15 protein-coding genes are annotated in these 21,134 nt (G+C 45.7%); 7 read left to right on the top strand and 8 right to left on the bottom strand.

The annotated features are described in order from the left end of the window. Window positions 1–97 precede the first annotated feature (97 nt). Complete coding sequence (locus tag HGP28_RS17380; RefSeq protein ID WP_168837730.1) at window positions 98–1,858, top strand: hypothetical protein; 1,761 nt, start codon at window positions 98–100, stop codon at window positions 1,856–1,858. A 282-nt stretch (window positions 1,859–2,140) separates the two neighbouring features. Here the strand turns inward: HGP28_RS17380 and HGP28_RS17385 are convergent, their stop codons facing one another. Next, complete coding sequence (locus HGP28_RS17385; RefSeq protein WP_168837731.1) at window positions 2,141–3,094, bottom strand: AEC family transporter; 954 nt, start codon at window positions 3,092–3,094, stop codon at window positions 2,141–2,143. A 208-nt stretch (window positions 3,095–3,302) separates the two neighbouring features. Next, a complete protein-coding gene (locus tag HGP28_RS17390; RefSeq protein ID WP_168837732.1) occupies window positions 3,303–5,084 on the bottom strand; it encodes a sodium:solute symporter family transporter in 1,782 nt (593 codons plus the stop codon). Between the two features lie 722 nt (window positions 5,085–5,806). Here HGP28_RS17390 and HGP28_RS17395 point away from each other — a divergent pair. Then, window positions 5,807–7,732: a methyl-accepting chemotaxis protein gene (locus HGP28_RS17395; RefSeq protein WP_246225774.1), complete on the top strand. Its 1,926-nt coding sequence runs from the start codon at window positions 5,807–5,809 to the stop codon at window positions 7,730–7,732. Between the two features lie 202 nt (window positions 7,733–7,934). On the opposite strand, the gene HGP28_RS17400 is transcribed toward HGP28_RS17395, so the two are convergent. Together HGP28_RS17400 and HGP28_RS17405 are read right to left on the bottom strand one after the other, a co-directional pair. Then, a complete protein-coding gene (locus HGP28_RS17400; protein ID WP_168837742.1) occupies window positions 7,935–8,717 on the bottom strand; it encodes a hydratase in 783 nt (260 codons plus the stop codon). 139 nt (window positions 8,718–8,856) lie between these two features. After that, complete coding sequence (locus HGP28_RS17405) at window positions 8,857–9,735, bottom strand: NAD(P)-dependent oxidoreductase (RefSeq protein ID WP_168837733.1); 879 nt, start codon at window positions 9,733–9,735, stop codon at window positions 8,857–8,859. A 418-nt stretch (window positions 9,736–10,153) separates the two neighbouring features. Between HGP28_RS17405 and HGP28_RS17410 the strand changes: the two genes are divergently transcribed. Then, window positions 10,154–11,092, top strand: a complete 939-nt coding sequence (locus HGP28_RS17410) for a tripartite tricarboxylate transporter substrate binding protein (RefSeq protein ID WP_168837743.1) — start codon at window positions 10,154–10,156, stop codon at window positions 11,090–11,092. A gap of 75 nt (window positions 11,093–11,167) precedes the next feature. On the opposite strand, the gene HGP28_RS17415 is transcribed toward HGP28_RS17410, so the two are convergent. The 3 genes from HGP28_RS17415 to HGP28_RS17425 form a co-directional block, all read right to left on the bottom strand. Beyond that, on the bottom strand, window positions 11,168–12,589 hold the full coding sequence (locus HGP28_RS17415) for a PTS fructose transporter subunit IIBC (RefSeq protein ID WP_168837734.1): 1,422 nt from the start codon (window positions 12,587–12,589) through the stop codon (window positions 11,168–11,170). Window positions 12,590–12,861: 272 nt separating this feature from the next. Next, on the bottom strand, window positions 12,862–14,094 hold the full coding sequence (locus tag HGP28_RS17420) for a NupC/NupG family nucleoside CNT transporter (protein WP_168837735.1): 1,233 nt from the start codon (window positions 14,092–14,094) through the stop codon (window positions 12,862–12,864). Window positions 14,095–14,251: 157 nt separating this feature from the next. Beyond that, window positions 14,252–14,905, bottom strand: coding sequence for a Crp/Fnr family transcriptional regulator (locus tag HGP28_RS17425; protein ID WP_168837736.1), 654 nt, complete (start codon window positions 14,903–14,905; stop codon window positions 14,252–14,254). A gap of 129 nt (window positions 14,906–15,034) precedes the next feature. Here HGP28_RS17425 and deoD point away from each other — a divergent pair, with 129 nt between their 5' ends. Then, a complete protein-coding gene (deoD, locus tag HGP28_RS17430) occupies window positions 15,035–15,745 on the top strand; it encodes a purine-nucleoside phosphorylase (protein WP_168837737.1) in 711 nt (236 codons plus the stop codon). A gap of 123 nt (window positions 15,746–15,868) precedes the next feature. Here the strand turns inward: deoD and HGP28_RS17435 are convergent, their stop codons facing one another. Beyond that, window positions 15,869–17,785, bottom strand: coding sequence for a PTS fructose transporter subunit IIABC (locus tag HGP28_RS17435; RefSeq protein ID WP_168837738.1), 1,917 nt, complete (start codon window positions 17,783–17,785; stop codon window positions 15,869–15,871). Between the two features lie 353 nt (window positions 17,786–18,138). Here HGP28_RS17435 and HGP28_RS17440 point away from each other — a divergent pair, with 353 nt between their 5' ends. The 3 genes from HGP28_RS17440 to HGP28_RS17450 all read left to right on the top strand — a co-directional run bounded on the left by HGP28_RS17440 (window position 18,139) and on the right by HGP28_RS17450 (window position 21,091). Continuing rightward, a complete protein-coding gene (locus tag HGP28_RS17440) occupies window positions 18,139–18,978 on the top strand; it encodes an AraC family transcriptional regulator (protein WP_168837744.1) in 840 nt (279 codons plus the stop codon). A gap of 917 nt (window positions 18,979–19,895) precedes the next feature. After that, on the top strand, window positions 19,896–20,303 hold the full coding sequence (locus tag HGP28_RS17445; protein ID WP_168837739.1) for a GFA family protein: 408 nt from the start codon (window positions 19,896–19,898) through the stop codon (window positions 20,301–20,303). Window positions 20,304–20,440: 137 nt separating this feature from the next. Beyond that, complete coding sequence (locus HGP28_RS17450) at window positions 20,441–21,091, top strand: hypothetical protein (RefSeq protein ID WP_168837740.1); 651 nt, start codon at window positions 20,441–20,443, stop codon at window positions 21,089–21,091. Window positions 21,092–21,134: the final 43 nt, after the last annotated feature.

The following is a 21,134-nucleotide window of genomic DNA, read 5'->3' on the forward strand; positions in this document are numbered from 1 at the left end:
TAGATCATCGTGCGTAACATTTCGGTTTGCCGCCAAATTTTATTTGTCTAACAATAACACCATTAAACTTACCCACGTGACGAAAGAGAACAAGGATATGAACATTTCAAAAGTTGCTGCTGCAGTTGCACTCTCTACCGGTTTGCTTTTTGGTTGTGATGGCTATACTCTGCCATCAGAAGACCCCACACCACAATTACCCGATGAACCAAGCTCACTTCTTGAAGGCGGTTATTGGCAAATCGCTCAGCAAGCTAGTCCTACTACTATGTCTGCTGCCGATTTGCCAAACGTGTATGTTTTCGATAATGGTACGCAAAGATATTATTATGACGATAAAACCCCTGGCGTTTATGAAGTCAAAACTGCAACATATGAAGAAAATCTAGATGCTGAAACACTTAAATTTACCTTCTATGACAGTGATCTGAATGGCATAGAATTAGATGATCATTACAGCGTAGAAAACGGTGCATTCTCCATGCCTAACCTCAACGTGCCTTTAACAGGCAGTGATGAGGCAGATAACGCAGATGTTAAACAGGCGGTTATCGATGCGAACAAGGATTCTGGCGTCAATAATGCAGTTAACATCCTTGATACCCTTGGCGGTGATGGCGGTGATACTGGTGAAATGCGCCTCAAATTGGCTGAGGGTTCTGATGTTGAAAGTATTGCAAGCGGTAAACTGACCGTAGACTTCATCTACCAAGAAGATGCTGATACGGCGCAAGATGCCGATGACACGGGTGATAACGCTTACATCTCCTTCTATGCTCAAGCGGAAAAGAACGCGAACCTTCACGGTGAAGTCATATTTGAACACAACAAAATCAAATACCGCGACAGCGACAGCGTGATGCAATACGCAAAAGATCCTGAGACGGGTGAAGATGCTACCTTTACGCCAGGTGAAGAGTTAGAAGTTGAAGCCAACTGGGGACCTGAAACGTTTTCGTTCTCAGTGAACGGCGTTGAATACGCAAAAGACATTACTGTGGCTGACGGCACCGCTGTGAAAACCGTTGCGCTTCGCCTTGGCGATAATGGCAACACCACCAACTACGAAGTGGTCGCGGATAACTTAAAAATCTATTCACACGACACTGAAGCGGATACATTGGTATTTGAAGATGATTTCGATAGCCGCGCCGTTGGCACTGTTCTAACCAGCAGCCCATACAGTTCAAATGGTTCACAGGCAACTGTTATTACTGTTTCAGGTGAAGCGCCAACGCCAGATCCAGAAGAACCAACAGATCCTGAAACGCCAGCAGTAACGGATGATTTTGAGTCGTATACCCTTGATACCACAATTGTTTCACCATGGGAAACGCCTAACGTAGATGGTAGTACACTTTTGGCAGAAGTTGTTTTAGATTCATCTATTTCAGATTCAAAAATCCTGCATTTGGCAGACCTAAGCACCGCAAACAAGCCGTTTGCAACTCGTGAATTTACAGATGGTCCAGCAACCGCTGGCTCTGTTACGATTGATGCTTATTTCCCATCAAGCAACGCTAAGTCAACGTACATCAATATCGGTAGTGGTAAAAATAACGCTGACCGTTATTTTGAGCTGAACCAATCAGGCACATCACTGAAGTACGAAGCGGGCAGCGTCGATCCCGTGCTCACTACTATTGTGCAAGATAAATGGTACACCATCACATTAGCATGGACTGAAGCTGGAATGATTACTGTGTCAATCGATGGTGAAGTACTTACTACGGTTGATCAAGCAGACACTGGCCTTGACAGTTCAAATGTACCAAGCCAAATCACGCTATACAGTGGTGACAATTCAGGTGCAGCAAACCACTCTTACTTTGATAACCTAAAATCTGATCTGTTTTAATCTGTGCCTCGCTGATTAAAACCCTCCCCCAAAAGGCCGACATTTCGTTGGCCTTTTTTTATCCTATATATACCCGCCCTACTTGACGTTGCAGCGGTGCTGAGCGGCGCTCATAAACCTCATCACAGAGCGCATCTATGTTCATCACGATATATTCAGAGACTTTGTTCGCAGGTCGCCTACCTGCCCCTTTAAGTCGTTTGGGTATACCTAAGTAGCCTCAAGATGCATGGATACTCAAGATGTATGGGAATGAGATAAGCACAACAAACTCAGCACTGATTACGTCGCAATCAGCCCAAGCGATGTCAGCACCATGACCCCCAAAGAGCAAGTGAATGTCGACAACAAAGTCGTTAGCGCAATAATATTGGCCGCAAGCGCCGCATTGCCCCCCATGCTTCGCGCCATAACATAACTTGCAGCGGCCACAGGCGCGGCATTCATGAAAAACAGCACCGCCAACTCAATATTACGAAAGCCAAGCCATGCGCCGCCAAGGGTAATCAACACCGGCGCTAGCACCAATTTAAACAACGTCGCAAACCAGGGCGCTCGAGCGCTGGCGCGCATGGCACTGAGGTCCAGCGAACCTCCTGTGCACAGCAACGCTAAAGGCAAGGTCATTCGGGCTAAATATTGACCAGACTCTGTCACTATGCTTGGAACAGGCACAGACAAACCATAAACCACGCCACCGGCAACAATAGAAATGATGAGTGGGTTTTTGGTTAGGCTTTTGCCCATCAGCTTTGCCAACTGAAAGCCAGAAGCGCCCCCTTTTGGCGTCAAGCAGAGCGTGGCTAGCACGTTATACAATATCGTCGTTACCGCCACATACAAAGCGGCCACTGCAACGCCTTGCGCGCCATAGGCATTGGCAACGTAAGCGATACCAATAATTGCCGTATTGGCGCGAAAGCTGCCTTGAATAATAACGCCACTGTCCGCTGACTGAGGAAACGCCGCCTTCACGGCCACGCTAGTAAAAACAAAAAACACCACACTGGCTAATAAGCCGTACAAGATAAAAGGTTGCGCTAAAGACAAGCCGCCACCGGCATTGGCAATGCTTAAAAACAGCATGGCAGGTAATGTCACCTGAAAGACCAGCTTGGAACCAACTTCAATAAAGTTTTCATTAATCAAACCCATGCGTTTAAACAAAACGCCTAGCACTAACATTAGGCAAATTGGGCCGGTAATCGAGAGCGAAAAAAGCAAGATAGGCAACATAAATAAGGCGACTCCTTGTCGCTCAGTAATACATTCAAAGTCAATATCGATTGGGGATATACCCATGGGTAAAACAATATAGTGTTTTTACCCAAAACAATCACCACCGCCAAACGCGATGGGTAGGTATGACAACAAAAAAAAGCGGCCGATGAAGGCCGCTTTGTAACGTTGTGGAGGAACGTTAATAATTAATCAAGTTTGTAGATTATGCAGTTTGCTCAGTCGCTTCTGCGCTCTCAGCTTTCGCATCTACCGCTTTCATCAATAGCAGACCGACGCCAGCTACGATGATACCACACAGGATGAACACGAAGCGGCCCCACATTGGGTTAGACAGTAGAGCCATCAGCATGATTGCAACACCCGCCAACATGTGCAGTTTACCAAGCATTTGACGCTGTTTGTTGTCCAGTTTCTTCTGCTCTGTTGAGTCAGATACAAGTGGCGTATCCAAGTTTTCAAAGAACTGATCCAAGTCCGCTTGACGTTTTGGTGATAGCGGTTTGTAGAACAGCATTGAGAAGATGAAGAAGCCACCTGTTATAGTGATGTGCGCAATTAGACCAATTGCTACTTTCACATCAGACCATTCACGTTTAGTCAGCTCTTCAAGACCAAAGAACGACGACACCATGTCAGCTGTGATAACAAAACCAACAACATAAGAGACGATACCACCGACAATTAGCGTACCCCAACCTGCCCAGTCTGGCGTTCTCTTAATAAAGAAGCCTAAGAATGCTGGAATGGTCATTGGGAAGCCAATCAGAGCACCGACGTACATCATGGTGTCAAATAGGCTCAAACCTTTTAGCGAGTTAATAAACTGGGCGATAAGAATAATCGCAATACCAAATACCGCTGAGGTGATTTTTGAAACAGTTACCAACTCTTTTTCACTCGCCTCACCCTTACGGATGATTGGCTCGTAGAAGTTTTTAACGAAAATACCAGAGTTACGGTTTAGACCTGAGTCCATTGAAGACATGGTCGCTGCGAACATTGCTGCAATCAGCAGACCCACCATACCCGCTGGCATGTACTGTTCAACAAAGTAAAGGTAGGCAAAGTCACCGGCTTTACGGCCCGCTTCTGGGTACGCTTGCGCAAGGTTAACACCTTGACCTGCAATGAACCATGACGGCATGAACCAAATAAACACACCCACAAGCATCAACACACACGCCAGTAGCGCTGCTTTTTTCGCATTGACTGAGTCTTTTGCTGCCAAGTAGCGGTATGAGTTCAGCATGTTGTTGGTGATTGAGAACTGTTTCACGAAAATAAAGAATGCCCAGATACTAAAGATGCTTAGGTAATTCAAATTTTGCCCTGAAACGAATGATGCACCTTCTTGTAACGGGAAATTATCAATTACCGAAGTAACACCACCACCTTGAACGACAGCAACTACGGCACAAGTCACCGTTACCGCCATGATGATAACCATCTGCATAAAGTCAGATGCGATAACCGCCCATGAGCCGCCGGTTACTGACATTGCCAGTACTACTAAACCGGTGATCCAAATGGTTGCTGTCATATCGAAACCGAAGATGCCCGATGCAATGATAGCCAACGCGTTTAGCCACACGCCCGCAGAAACGATTGAGTTAGGCATTGATGACCAAGTAAAGACTTGCTCGTTCGTTGCACCAAAACGCATACGAATAGCTTCAATTACCGTCACAACACGTAGTTGGCGGAATTTAGGTGCAAAATACGCGTAGTTCATAAAGTAACCAAACGCGTTTGCCACGAAGATAATCGCAACAGCAAAACCATCGCTGTATGCTTTACCCGCAGCACCTGTAAACGTCCATGCAGAGAACTGCGTCATAAAGGCAGTTGCCCCTACCATCCACCACAGCATATTACCGCCCCCACGGAAGTAATCACTTGTGGTGTTAGTAAATGTTCTGAACATCCACCCTATCGCAATTAGAAATAGGAAGTAGATTCCTACAATAGTAATGTTGAGATCCATAACTCAAACCCTTTGTTGAATTGTTATTTGTACAGACCAACTCATCATAATCGAGTTTAAGTTTATTTGTAGTACAATATGTCAATTGTGTGATTGCCGACATACTATCGAGCAATGTGTGATTAGCCTCATGTTTTTCAGGGCAATTTGCCGCTGATACCGTTCCATTTTTCAATGAATGATTAGCACAGCAATAATCACCACCAATAGTTCACCCATGTATAAAGCTGCTTACGCAATTTATACCCAAACAACTTGGAGCTGCAGGTAGGCGGCAAACGAACAAAGTCTCTGAGTACTTCGTGAATATAGACAAACCATGTGATGAAGTTTGTGAGAGCTAGCTCCCTAATTTTTTTGAAGAAAATCCCTACAGCTTCAAGTAGAAAGGGTATATGAATTTAAAAGAGATACTCTCGTCATTATCATTAGATGTCCGGCCAGAAATCACTGAGTTATACAAAAATGTTTAGCTCCGCTTATTGACCAAAAACACATTAACGTGAGCATTGAGTAAATTAATAGTTAAAATCTTGCATCGGATCACGATTCAAAAACCAAAGTGTCCGATATGCTCACAAAACCCAACACGATTAAGTAATACAATATCGCCAGTCGACATTACGAAGTTGTTGGCGCAGCGATGTGATTCACTTTCAATCCGCGCTTTGCATCATTGCCGTCGAATCATTTTCCACTTTCGAAAAAAAGCGAATAATTCTATGAACCTATCTAAAACACGCTTTCAACTCGGATTTAAAAGTAAACTCATTCTCATGGTTTCTTTTGTCAGTCTGATCTCCATGCTCAGCTCAAACTGGTTCTCCTTTGACCTGGCCAAGGAGCAAGTTGAAGAGACGATTTATAACGAAATTTCTAACTCTCTCAATGTGGAAGTTACTGAAATTGAAGGAAACGTACAGCGCACCATCGATACGGTCAATGCGGTTGCAACCGAAGTACGTTTAGGTAAATTCGACACACCAAACGAAGTTTTGATGCACTATGCGGCTATGCTGGGTGGCATCGATAAAATGGTGATCGGTTTTGATGATGGACGTTCATTTACTTCACGTCCTTCAGAGTCGTTTCCGAATGGCATCGGTATTCCAGAAAAATACGACCCGACAAAGCGCCCGTGGTATCAAGCGGCAAAACAACAAATGGGGCTCTCATTTAGCGATCTCTTTTTTACTCGAGAAACCAATATTCCAATGATTGGTGTGATGTACGGCTTGCCAGATCGCGTCATTATGGCGGATATCCGTTTTGATGAGTTGACCAATCAGCTCCTAGAACTTGAAGAGATTTACCAATCCAAAGCGATCATGGTTGATGATAAAGGTATGATTATCGCGTCAACAATGGAAGGCATTGAGGCACAAACTGCGATTTCTGCCCAGCCAGAAACCAGCGGTTTTATTAATGCGATGAAAGCGCCCTCGACCTTCGTTGAAGGGCAAATCGGAGGACAGACTCTTTTATTAATGGCCAAAAAAGTTCAAATTGGTGATTACAAACAGTGGTACATGATTTCAGCCATGGACCCATCATTAGCGCTAGCAACGCTTGATCGCGTATTGTTTAACGCGCAATTAATGATTTTCTGCATGATCGCGGGTTCAATTGGTTTAATGATGGTGCTGCTCAATAAACTCTACTCACCAATTGTCTCACTGCGCCGCATTGTGACGGATCTATCTCGTGGCGATGCCGACCTCACTCAGCGCTTGACCCTGCGTTCCAGCGATGATCTTGGCAAAATTGCTCAAGACATTAACCACTTTGTTGATGGCTTACAAACCATTATCAAAGAGGTGAAAGCGAAAAATGTGGAGCTAAATAGCAAGGTGGTGAGCATTGAATCAGGTTGTCTTGAAAGCCACAAACAGCTAACAGTTCATGCGGGCGAGACCACCCAAGTGGTGGCGGCGATTGAAAGCTTATCGGAAACCTCAGCAGATGTAGAACGCCATTCTCACGATGCGGCCGAAGTGGCGCAAGATGCAACCAATTACATTGAAAATAACCATAAGATCAACAATCTTGCGAAAGTGTACGTTTCTGAATTGAAAGATCAGGTTGATGCCACCTCAGCCAACATTATGGCAATGGCCAATGAAACTCAAAGCATTCAATCGATTGTAACCGTCATTGGCAGTATTGCAGAACAAACCAATCTCCTAGCGCTCAATGCCTCAATTGAAGCGGCGCGCGCCGGTGAGCATGGCCGTGGATTTGCTGTGGTAGCAGATGAAGTTCGCGCGCTCGCCAATCGTACTCAAACGAGCACATCGGAAATTGAACACGCACTGTCAAGCTTACAAGGTCAATCGAATGAATTGGTCAATTCGATTGAACAGACTAAGATCAACTGCGATAAAACCCAAAGTCAGATTGACCAATCAGTACAAATGCTTGGCAACTTAAGTGAAAAAATTGATAACTTGAGTAGCTTCAATCAGGACATTTCCCAAGCTTCGGTGAGCCAAAACTCGCTCACTCAACGCATCACGAAAAACTTGCATGAAATTGAACGGATTGTGCAATCGCTCAATAACTTCAGCCAACATCAGGTTGATGAGTCTTACGAAATTAAGCAGCTTAACGACAGTGTGGTTGCGTTAATGGCTCGATTTAAAGTGTAATATTCCTGTTTTATACCCAAACAACTTGAAGATGCAGGTAGGCGACCAGCGAACAAAGCCTCTGAGCATAGATAAACTATGTGATGAGGTTTGTGAGTGCCCGTCAACACCGCTGCAACTTCAAGTAGGACGGGTATACTTAAGCGAGAAAATAAAAAAGGCGACCAACAACGGTCGCCTTTTTTTGTTTATACCCAAATTATTATTCAGCCTTAAATGTCACGCGATATTCACCAAGGCCTTGGTAACAAATTAAGATCTCTTTATCAAACGCCACTTCAACAATGCCGCAGTATGAACCAGTGATAATCGCTTGGCCCGCCTTAAAACTGACGCCACGACGGCTCATAAAATTAATCAGCCAGTAAATCGGTGCAACGGGATCGCCATTAGGGTGATGACCGGCAAAAGATTTGGTGGTTTCGCCCTGAATCACATCAATTTCAATTTGTGATGCGGCAAACGCTTTCGCACGATCGATTTGTGGCCCAAGAAACAGGCCTTGGTTCACTAGACCATCTGCTAGACGCTCAAAAAACTCAGCGCCACTGTCGTCAGCAAAACGTGATTGCATCAATTCAAGCGCCATATGGCAGCTGCCAATCGCGTCGTTGATTTGTGACTCATCATAACCAACATCGCTGGCAGGCAGATCTTGTGACAATACGAAAGCAATTTCCGGCTCGATACGCACACAATCGTTGTCCGCCATCATAAAGCACTCGGCACTTTGTTTTTCCGTATCAGAAAGACGTTTTACCGTGTCAGAAAAAATCGGCGCAACAATCATTTGCTGCTCTGAAATGGGCAATAAACACTTCCAACCTCCGATGGCATCACTGCGCTGCTGCGTCATCGCTGCTTGAATTTGCAAAGCATCCTCGATAGAGGCAGGGCGCACATTCTCAGCCAAACGTGGCGCTTTCATACCAGCCACACGGCGGCTCAGCAACTCTTTTGCTGCCAGTTCAAACTTTTCCATTATCGTTTCCTTTATGAATCGAGTGCACTCGATATTTTCCCATTAAAAAAGCGCTCGAGAATATCAAGCGCTTATCAATTGAGGCGATGGTGATACCACCACCGCGACTGTTTATACTAGTCGCTATAAATAGCTGACTGGATTATTTCTTTAAACCCACAAAATAGTCAAAGATTTCTGGCACATTGCCATTACCTAGACCCGCATCTAGTGCCGCTTGCAAGTTTGCAGATGTGCCTTGAGCGATTTGCGACTCAGTGCCAAGATCGCTGACCATTTCCAGGAAGTAGCCAAGGTCTTTATTCGCGTTTGCAATTGAGAAACCAAGGTCGCTAACACCATCTACCGCGTAATTCTTACAGAATTGCATAAATGGCGAGTTTGATGGGCCAGCTGACATAATGTCAAACAACTGTTGACCATCCACACCAGCCAGTTTTGCAACTGCAAAGGCTTGAGACATGGTCGCAACTGTTGTCATACCCATAAAGTTATTAACCAACTTCGTGGTGTGACCCGCGCCAAGCGCGCCAAGGTGGAACACATTCTCGCCCTGCTCTTCAAGCACAGGTTTGACTTTATTGAACACTTCAATGTCACCAGCAGCCATGATGTTTAGCAGGCCTTGTTTTGCGTGAGCAGGCGTACGGCCAAGAGGAGCGTCAACCATGCCTGCGCCTTTCGCTGCTAAATCAGCGCCAATTTTACGAGTAGATGCTGGAATTGAAGTACCAAAATCAACCAATACGGCACCAGGTTTAATGCCCGCGAGAATACCGTCATCGCCGTAAACTAACTTCTCAACAACCGCTGATGTTGTTAGACAAAGCATTACGATATCAACATTTTCTGCTAACTCTTTACCTGTCTTCGCTTCTTTTGCACCGCGCGCAACACAAGCGGCAACGGCATCAGCGTTAAGATCCATCACAGTTACTTGATAATCACGGTTTTGAAGGTTCTCAACCATGCTACCACCCATTAGGCCTAACCCAATAAAACCAATTGTTGGTTTAGTCATCTTACTCATCCTTTTCATCACTCAGTAATATTGTATTACTTAATTACCATTAGATTACTCTGACTCACGGAGAGTCGCAATGCAAACTTGCCTGATTTGAGATCTAATTTGAGATTTTGTGATAAGGGTAACACTGATGGTATTGACAAGGAACGCTTGTTAATTAACTAAATTTTATAGAAAAGAGTTGCACATAGGCGCGTTTCTAATCTAATACTGACTGGCATAAATTCAAATTACACTCTGCAAACACAATTGCATTTATTCCATAGACAAAAATAATACAATATGATTTACTTTTGATAAATCTATTATCATTTAGACAACATATAGTACAGGATTCCGTTAATTTTGTCTGCTTTTTGGCGCAATCTTCCACTAAGTAGAAAATAAACGGTATACCCATGTGACCATAGTTATGACTCGCTTACTGACTTCTTTACTTTTATCTGGCGGGAGATTGGCATCAACACCTGTGGTTCCTATTGCCGATTACCCTGCACGCAGGCTTAGACTGGTTGTGCCATTTGCCGCTGGTGGTGGTACCGATGCAGTCGGTCGAATGCTAGCTAGAGCACTTCCCGATCACCTTGGCCAATCTATGTCAGTGCTGAATCTCACTGGAGGTGCAGGGGCACTTGGTATGAGTTTTGGCGCCAATCAGCGACCTGACGGGTACACTCTCACTTTGGTAACGCGTGAAATCGCGGCATTACCTCAAATGGGTCTTATGGCCCATCAAGCCAGCGACTTTCGTTTGATTCGCATGATCAGCCACGAACCGGCGGTAGTGTTGGTAAATGCGCAAAGTCGCCTCCATACCATGCATGATTTGCTGGCATTAACCCGGCGGCAGCGTGCACCGCTGCAATTTGCCTCTACGGCGACACCCAACGTCTATTTGATGGCATTAGAAAAAGCCCTTGGCATCGGCCTTAATGCTCGCCCATACAATGGCGCAGTGGAAGCGACGCTCTCGGTGGTTCGTAACCACAGTCATGTCACTATGGTGAGTGTTGGAGAAGCAATGACTCACTTGCGTAGTGGGCAGCTTAGAGCGCTAGGCGTGTTAGCAGAAAACCGCATTGGGTATCTACCCCAGGTTCCAACGCTAAAAGAGCAAGGCTATGGCGTTATTACTGGGACATGGCGTGGAATTGCAGCGCCCAAGCATACACCAAATGATGTCGTCGAAGCGCTTGGCGCCGCGTTTGATAGTGCGATGGAAAGCCATGAATTCATTCGCTGTAGTCAACTGAGCGCGTTTAATTTACATCGTTTAGATGCACAGGATTTCACCCGTTTTGTTGACAAAGACACTCAATTAATCAAATCACTGATTGAGCCCAAAAGATAAACTCAAAAAAAGCCGAAGCATGGCTTCGGCTTGGCTGACGTTGTTTCATAAAAATGGATTGATAAACTCAATTTGTTAGGCTGGTGCCTGGTTAAGACTCTCTGATTGCGGCTCGATCATAATCGCGGCATTTTTCATCGCGTGTTTGGTGGAACATTCAAACACATTCGACTGCGCAAAACGGTCTGCATCTTTTACGGGTATGTCATGAGCTAAAATAACCAGACGCGCGTTGGCGATATCGAGTGAGGAAAGGCGATTTTGAACGCCATTTTGCCCTTGAGTTTCCACTTTGATCTTGATTCCCGCAGCCACCCCAGCTTTTTCTAGTGCTTTAGCGGCCATAAAGGTGTGCGCCACTCCTGACGGACAACATGTAACGGCGACGACATCGTACTCCCCTTCTCCTGCTTGAATCGGTGTTTTTTCTGGTGCCATGCTCGTTTGAGGCTCAGACTCTTGCTCTACAACTGGCTTCCACAAACCCACAATGACTGCAGTCGTCAATGCGCCAGCGGCGATACCCACAATATAGGCGATACGTCCTTCGACAACGGGCACCACAATTAGGCCACCCCATGGCGCGTGGCAAAGCACATTGGTCATAAATCCAATGATATTGCCGACAATACCGCCAGCCACAATCGCAGGTAACACACGCATCGGGTCGTTCGCAGCAAAAGGAATCGCCCCTTCCGAGATCCCTATCGATCCCATAATCACTGCAGCTTTACCCGCTTCTTGCTCTTCTTGAGTAAATTTCTTTTTAAATAAAAACGTTGCAAGAGCGAGTCCTAGCGGTGGCGTACAAATTGCGATGGCGACACCGCCCATCAACCAAGGCTGAGTATCAACTTGAGTTTGCGCAAATAGCGTAGCGACCTTATTGATTGGTCCTCCCATATCAAACGCAGTCATGCCGCCAAGAATGGCGCCCAATATTGCTTTTGACGCGCCCGCCATCGACGCCAAAAATTCATTCATCGACGCCATGAACAGTTTAATTGGCTCGCCGATCCCCCAAAGTACAAATCCAGCAGAAATTAAGGTGCCACAAAGTGGGTAAATAAAATAAGCACCAAGCGCAGTCATTGTCGGTGGCAATGGTATTTTTTTAAGTTGTAATACAATGCCACCAGCTAAAAACCCAGCGATAATACAACCTAAGAAACCGCCTCCCATATCGGCCATAATCGCCGATGCGATCATCGCAGGCGCCAATGCAGGCTTGTCTGCTATGGAATAACCAATATATCCACCAAGAATAATAGGGAATAGTACTAACCCCTTAATACCAATAGTAGAAATACCCGCTAGAACGCCATCCGCTGGGACTGCGCCTTTGCCTGACACCATCACAGCCAGCGCCAAAAGCACGCCACCAGCAACAATAAATGGCAACATATGCGAGGTACCAAAGAGCAAGTGCCCCTTTAAAGTCGACAGTGTTTTTTTATAGTCACTCTTATTCGTAGTTTGAGCGGTTAGGGTACTCATAATTACGACTCCTTGTTCCAAGTTTATTTTAATTTGCCCTATTAATAGGAACATTCATTTCACTTATTTAATTTAGGCTTCGATGCTGCATCGCGAAATAGCAAAATAAACTCGAACACTGTACGTTTGTACCCTTGGATTTTAAGTGTGATTTCACTCCAATTTATTCTGAGTGAAGGCATATACCCAAACGACTTGAAGATGCAGGTAGGGGTTGCGAGCGCCAGTCACTCACTTTGGTAAAGAAAGGCGCTGCAACTGGGATAGTAAGCTTATAAAGAGCCACCGAGTGAAATCAACAAACCGGCAATGGTACCGCTCATCAGGTTGGCTAAAATCGCCGCGACCAGCGCGCGCCCGCCAATGTGCGATAACTCTTTGCCGCGAGTAGGTGCCATGGCGCGCAACCCGCCAATCACTAAGGCTAATGAGCCGATATTGGCAAAACCACACAATGCAAAGACGACAATGGCTTGCGTTTTTTCCGATAGCTGGTCGGCAACTTCGATAAAACTAACGTAGGCAATAAATTCATTGACGATGATTTTTTGGCCAATAAATGACGCAGCTTGCGCGGCTTCATCCCACGGTACACCCAAAATAAACGCCAGCGGTGACAGCAAGTAGCCGAGTAACATTTGAATCGAAACGCCATCAAAGCCCAATAGCGCCGCGGTTCCACCAATAATACCGTTCAGCATGGCCATAAGTGCCACAATCGCAATCAATAGCGCAGTAACGCAGGCCACTTGGTAAAGTCCCACCATTGAGCCTTGTGTGATTGCATCGAGCAACGTTTCTGGTTTGTCGTCGCTTTCATCGGCAATTTTATCCAGATCACGACGCGGCGTTTCGGTCTCAGGACACATCAATTTTGCAAACAGGAGTCCTGCTGGCGCGGTCATAAAGCAGGCGGTAAGAATGTATTTCACATCAATCCCCAAATTGATGTAGCCAATCATGGTGCCTCCTGCTACCGAGGCCAATCCACCGGTCATTATGGCAAACAACTCTGAGCGCGTCATAGTGGCGATAAAAGGACGTAACGTGGATGGGGCTTCAATCGGTCCAACGAAAATATTTGCCGTCGCAGACATCGATTCGGAATAACTGATCCCCAGCAGTTTTTGCAGTCCAAAACCCAACACTGCAATTATCCGCTGCATGATTTTCAAATAGTACAAGACCGAGATAAGCGCTGAGATAAAAATCACAACACACAGTACGTTAATAAAAAAGATGAAACCAACTTTGTACTTGGCGAGATCGCCAAACGCAAAGCTCAATCCCTCATTTGCGTACGCTATGACATGATTGACGCCAGTGGCGATACCTTGCAACATCGCCTGCCCTGCTGGGACATACATAACGAAGGCACCAAAAAAGATTTGAATCAACAACGCGCCAATTACCGTCCGCAAACGGATTTTAGCGCGATTGTCAGACAGCAACACAGCAATGGCGACCAAAACAGCCATGCCAATCAAGCTCATTACAATGCTCATAACGTAAAGCTTCTCTGTATAAATTAAGGAGCAGACAAGCCCGCAGGGTCAGGCTTATCAGGGATCGGCGTGATTGTTAGCGCTGACGAAAACAAAAAAAAGGACAAATGTCCTTTTTTGACGAAAACGTTTGCCTTTTGCTGAAATCACCGCCAACTTAACGCTGATTAATAATGTCCAGCTCAGCTAAAAACCGCTTGAGGTCGACGATCTGATAGCGCCCTTTTTGCTTTTCCAACCCTTTTTCATCGAGCAGTTCTTTGATAACTCGTCGCAATGCTCTTGGCGTAGCGCCTAGCTCTGCCGCATGCTGCTCTATGTTGAAATCAAACCAACTCGAAGAGGCGAGTTCAGACTGCTTGACCAATAAGCGGACGGCATTAAAGCGTAAGCTGTGCAAAATATTATCTAGGGTGTGACCGATAGATTCTTCGTAACGATGAGAAATAAGCTGAAGGAACGCGACAGCTAAGCTCGGCTCGGCCATAACCGCTTCGATTAATTTGACGCGACTGATTTGAAATGCATTGGCTGGGCTTGATGCCACAACACTAAAGACACTTTGCCCTCCTTGGCGAAAAATCTCCATCTCTCCAAGAATGCCCGAAAACGCTTTTTGGCTACTTACAGTATATCGTTTGCCTGCTGGGCTTAAATAGCTCACTGAAAAGTCTGCCTTCGTGACCAAAAAAAGCGTATCGCTTGATTCTCCCTGCACAATAAATGCCTGCCCTGCACTTAACTTGATGGGGCGGCAACACGGAAGTGCGAGCAAGCGCTGATATAAGGTTAAAGACAGAGTCTGAGGCATAAATAATCTCACATGCAAAAATGCAAAATCCATTTTGCGGCGGTAACGGACAACTGTCCTTTTCAACGCGGGAGCTTATCCCTACAGTGCTCACGTCTCAAGTCTTTTTCATCAGGAGTAAGCCCCACTATGGCAACCCCACATATTAATGCGCAATCGGGCGATTTCGCCGATACCATTTTAATGCCAGGCGACCCGCAACGAGCAAAGTACATCGCGGAGAATTTTCTGGAAAACGCGGTTGAAGTGACTAACGTGCGCGGCATGCTTGGATTCACTGGATACTATCGTGGCAAGCGTCTCTCTGTCATGGGCCACGGTATGGGCGCGCCATCAGCGTCCATTTATGTTCAAGAGCTTATTACTCATTATGACGTGAAAAACTTCATCCGTATCGGTAGCTGTGGCGCGATTCATGATGATGTCCAATTGATGGATTTGATTATTGCGATGGGTGCAAGCACCGACTCTAAAATCAATCGTATTCGCCTGCGCGACCACGATCTTGCACCACTTGCAAACTACGATATGTTGCACACCGCCGTCACACTGGCCAAAGAAAAACAGTTGTCGGTCAAAGTGGGGAATGTTTTCTCTTCTGACCTTTTCTATCGTCCTGATGAAGATTTCTATCCTTTACTTGCTCAATATGGCATTTATGGTGTGGAAATGGAGGTCTCGGCATTTTACAGTTTGGCAGCCCAATTTGGTGTCAAAGCACTGGCGATTTGTACTGTGACTGACCACATTTTGCGCCATGAAGCGTTAAACGCCGAAGACCGCGTTACCACACTTAACGACATGATTGGCTTAGCGCTCGATACCGCTATCACGCTGTAAGCGTTTAACCTCATTCTTGACCCGAAACAGAAAGGGGACGTTTTCGTTAACGGAAAACGTCCCCTTCGTTTTATCAATGCATCGCGATGAACAAATGCAACTTCAAGTGGGACGGGTATAGAATTACGCCACAGCGGCTTCAGTGCGTATGCGACGTAGATTTTTCAGTGCAAGACACACTATCGCAGTCACAATCGCCCCGGTTGCCATTGCCAATAGCGCTAATAAGGGGGAATTCATTGCGCCAAGCAGCGCCACGACCGGGCCACCATGCGCCACGCTGTTTGTGATACCAAATGAGAACGCCATTACCGCCGCCACCATAGAACCAATAACGTTGGCAGGGATCACAGACATCGGATCTTGCGCGGCAAATGGAATTGCGCCTTCTGAAATTCCGACAAGCCCCATCGCACCGGCGGCTTTACCCGCTTCAAGCTCTGACGCTTCAAACAAATCAAATTTGCGTGCCATAAACGTCGCCAGTGCCATGCCTAAAGGCGCAACCGGAATCGCGCACGCCATTGCGCCCATAAATTGAGTTTGGCCACTGGCAATCATGCCAACTGAAAACAGAAATGCCACTTTATTAAATGGCCCACCCATATCAAAACCGGCCATGCCGCCAAGCACAATTCCCAATAGCACAACATTACCGGTGCTCATGCTGGTTAATAAGGCATTAAGCCCTTCCATCAGCTCCGCAATTGGCGCGCCTATGACGAAAATAAACAGTCCGGCAATAAATAGCGAACCTGTAATTGGCGCAATCATGATCGGCACGAGTGGGCGAATGAACTTGTGGTATTCAATGGATGTTATCGCTTTAACAAAGTAACCCACCAATAAGCCGGCCACGATGGCACCAATAAACCCAGTCCCAGCTTCCGCCCCATAAAACGAGCCGTTGTTGGCAATCCAACCACCAATCAGCCCCGGTGCTAATGCTGGACGGTCGGCAATCGCATAAGCGATGTAACCGGCCAAAATCGGGATCATCAAGGTGAATGCCACCACCCCTACATCCAAAATCGAGTTCCACATACTGCCTGGCGGAATCGCCATTCCTGCCGTAGATGGTTCGCCCCCAATGGCCAGCGCAAGGGCAATCAACAGACCGCCCGTCACCACAAAAGGGATCATGTGTGATACCCCATTCATCAAATAGCGATAGAGATCGCTGCGCGCTTGTTTTGCCTGATTTAAGGCGCTCTGATCGTCAGTTGCTACACTGCTGCCACTCTCTTGATATTGCGGCGCGCGGCACGCCTGTTCAATGACCGCTTTGGCATCACGAATAGGGGCTTTCACATCAGTCATGAGTACGGGCTTACCTGCAAAACGCGACATTTCAACCTGTTTATCACTCGCCACCACAACCGCCTTAGCCCGTGCGATTTGCTCGGTAGTCGGGCTGTTTTTCACCCCTATCGAGCCGTTGGTTTCAACGATGATTTCGTAGCCAAGTGCCGCAGCACCCGCTTCTAATGCTTCTGCTGCTAAATAGGTGTGAGCCACCCCGGTAGGGCAACCCGTCACACCAATAATCAGCCCTTTGTCACGTGGCACAAATTCGGTTTCGGCCACTTTTTGGGGTTCACCCAATAATAATGCCAATGCCGCTTGTGAGTCTGGGGAGTCAATAAACGCCTCAATGAATCCGTCTTCAATTAGCTTTGAAGACAGCTCTGCCAACACTTCGATGTGGTGGTTGTCGCCACCATCAGGGGAGGCGATCATAAAAAACAATTTGGATGGCAAACCATCATCTGCGCCGTATTCAATCCCCTCTTTATGCACACCAATGACTACCGCAGGTGAAACCACTGCCGCACTTTTGGCGTGAGGAATCGCCACGCCATCTTCAAACCCGGTATTGCCTTGCGCTTCGCGCGCTTCAATATCCGCGAGGAATTGCGCCTTATCGTGAATGCGGCCTTGAGCGTAAAGAAGGTCGATAAGCTCATTAAACACCTCTGCTTTGGTGTTGGCTTGTAGGTTGAGCTGGATTAAATCTTGGTTAATAAGTGTGGTGATCATGAGCAACCTCATAAAACAATTGTTGTTATATATACCCAAGTAACCTCGAGATGCGAGGTTCAGCGAGAATGACTTGGGTATACCCATGCGACTTGGCACTGCGGCAGGGCATCAAATGGGCAGCAATGAGTGTGCGCTGATATAACAAAACTGCGTAGTGAAGAATTGGCTCATTCTCTATAAATTTGTACCACCGTTATGACATTGTGACTTCCCTCGCGACTTTAATTCGTAGGACACATGTCCCACTTACTGGATTTTTGTATCCTTAGTGCCAATTTGTGACCGCTCACCAAGCCAAACTGACCACAACACGTTATACCTGCAGCTATTATTTTCAATTCCATGACCCTATGAATTTTCATGATCTGATCGAGCGCGCACTTTGCGACCGTCCACCGACTCATCGCCTTCTTTTTGCTGGTGACTTTCATACCCCGCCAGCTTTTAGTTATCAGGTCAATTTTCCACGTCTTGAACTCGTCCTTGCGGGGGAATATGTCAATGAAATTGAGAACCATCAGAGACAGGTTGTGCGACAATCGGCAATGGCAGGCGATGCGATCTATATTCCGCCAAACTGCTGGAATAAGCCCGATTGGGACCACGACTGTTCGGTATTAAGCATTTTATTTGGACGCCGCCAGTTAGGCTTAAGTTTGGTGAATAAGACCCATCAAGAAGATGGCTTTACTGACGTACACAAACACAGCATTCAGACTCGCTCTGGCTTTGCGATGGACAACATTTTGTCAGCGCTCAACTCGCTGGCGCGCGAAAATCACAAAGCACCGATGGACGATTTACTGCTGCAGGCGTTATTGCGATACTGTCAAACCATGTTAGTCGCGCCACCCGCCGCCACGCATAACCGAGTGCAAGATCTCTATCAAGGGATCTGTATCTATATTCAAGAAAATTTTCATCGTGCGATTACGCGAGATTCCATTGCGGAGCGGTTTAGCATTTCAGCCAATCATCTTTCACGTTTATTTCGCCAGCAGGGGCACATGACATTGGCCGATTACATTACTTGGGTACGTGTCGACCGAGCCAAATTTATGCTGAAAAAATACAACTTCAAATTAAGTGATGTCGCTCTGCGCTGCGGCTTTAAAGATGTGAACTATTTTTGCCGTGTGTTTAAAACCCGTACGGGGAAAACCCCATCAGAATATCGATGTACACTCTAGCTTCATGCGGTAGCAAGCAGCCCCTTAATTTCTCAAAGAGAAGCGCTGCAGCTCCAAGTTGGACGGGATATACCCAAGTAACCTCAAGATACAAGGTTCAGCGAGAATAATCAGTGAAGCGAAGATTTGAAGATTGAGTCGCTCTCAATTGAAAATCGTCAACAAAGCTGGTGCAGATCAGACCTTGTTTATAACAAATAGGCCCCCTTCGGGAGCCAATCACTAAACCGCTTTTTGTTGTAAAGAAAGTGCGTTAAACAACTTGAAAATAGACTCGCTATTTCGCTGCGTTGTTTGCCTTGCTCTCTGCTCAGTGAGCTGGCTCTGAATCCAGCATCTTGAAGTCACTTAGACATATAACAATCCATTAGGCTTGTAATGCCATTGGCATCTCTTCTTTTTCGCTTGTATACCCTTTCTACTTGAAGTTGCAGCGTTGTTGGCTGGCTCTCACAAACCTCATCACATAGGTCGTCTATGCTCAGAGGCTTTGTTCGTTTGCCGCCTACCTGCATCTCCAAGTTGTTTGGGTATAGATAGCGTCAAAAATTCGTGAGCGTGACATCACAACCTCAATATAACTGTATTTATATACAGCTATAAGTGGTTTTTGGTGAAAATGCGAACGAGATTTGGGATAACCGTGCAAAATAATGCACGGTTATCCCAGCTCAATTTTTATATCTATCTGAATCTAAAAGTAAATTTTGATAGGCATGAGATAATCGAGCGCAGCGTTAAGCGCAATGCTCGCTTTTGCCAGAAGTAAGTACTCAAAATTGCGAACCCAATGCTATTCAACTGATTGATTAAAAAACGATTTCGGGAGTATAGTGAGAGGAAAAGTGAAGCAAGCACTCTGCGTGATAAACAGAATGCTGTTTAATACACTGTTATACACTTTAAGGAAAATAATAATGAGAAAGTTGGTTGGTTCGTGCCTTTGCCAGAAGGTACAAATAGAAGTCCCAGATGATTTTGAGTATATGGGTAATTGTCATTGTTCAGAGTGTCGCAAGTTCACAGGCTCGGATTACTCTTCGGTTGGAGGCTTAAGCTCGGAGAATTTTAGTTTTAAAGCTGGTGAAGAGTTTGTGTCTGTGTTTCCTAAAAGTGAGGATACGGAACTAGCATTTTGCAGTAGCTGTGGCTCTAGCTTGTATTCAAGAAAGCTGAAAACAGGTAAACATAATATTCGTTTGGGTATCCTAGATGACATCCCGACACATAAGCCGAGCTTTCATATTTTTACAGTTTCTAAAGCTCCTTGGAATGAAATCACTGATGGCTTAAAGCAGTTCAAGAAAGGGCCCGTAAAATCATAATCACTTTGCCACGTGTATAACAAAGCAATCAAGGTGACCCGTTACACTCGGCGGTTTTGGTGTGAAGTTTAGTGTGCTTTGTTGGTTCCGTGCTGGGCACCTTATTGCAGGCGTTAGGCTTCTAGGAGGAGCACTAGATGATAAGACAGGCGGTTTGGGCATTTCTACGTCTTGTAGCTGTTTTATTTCTATACCTGCCCGTAGCGTATGCGTTTTTGATCATTATTCAAATATCTCGTCCTCGATTCCTCGAAATGAACTGGGATGCTTATATTTGGTTTACAGTCTTGCTATTGGTTGTAGGCTATTGCTTGTTTCATTTTTCACGTACAAAAGAGTTTGGAAAACTGTTTCTAATTAGCGTACTCGGGGTCTCTGTGCTAATGATGTATGAAGGTCAGTCTTATACAATCAGCACCCTGGACATATCAGCGAATGCCTTGTACGTAGCTTTTCTGTTCTTGATTCCAGCAATTCACTTTATATTGCCTTCAGTATGGACGAGACCGTTTTTGTTTTTGCTTCCTGTTAGTGCTTTGAGTTGGTTTTTACGAATGTCTATATATCAGCCGGTTTGTTTTTCTTATGAGCTATACGTAAGTAAGTCAACGTTGAGTCCAGAGCAGTACGATAAGGTTTTTGAATTAGTGCTACAAAGTTTCCCAACCACGTTTATCGGTGGATCAATGGCATTTGGGCTATTAATCCCATATTGGTTCGCTTTGTATGGTCCTAACCCTGCCTCAACGTACAGAAGCCTAACAAGAGACTATGGCGTCAATAGTTAATTTTTGACGCTATCTTTATTCCACATTGCGCCGTCTCTTAGCA

Origin of the sequence: Vibrio agarilyticus (genome assembly GCF_012641465.1) — a bacterium.
GTDB lineage: Bacteria > Pseudomonadota > Gammaproteobacteria > Enterobacterales > Vibrionaceae > Vibrio > Vibrio agarilyticus.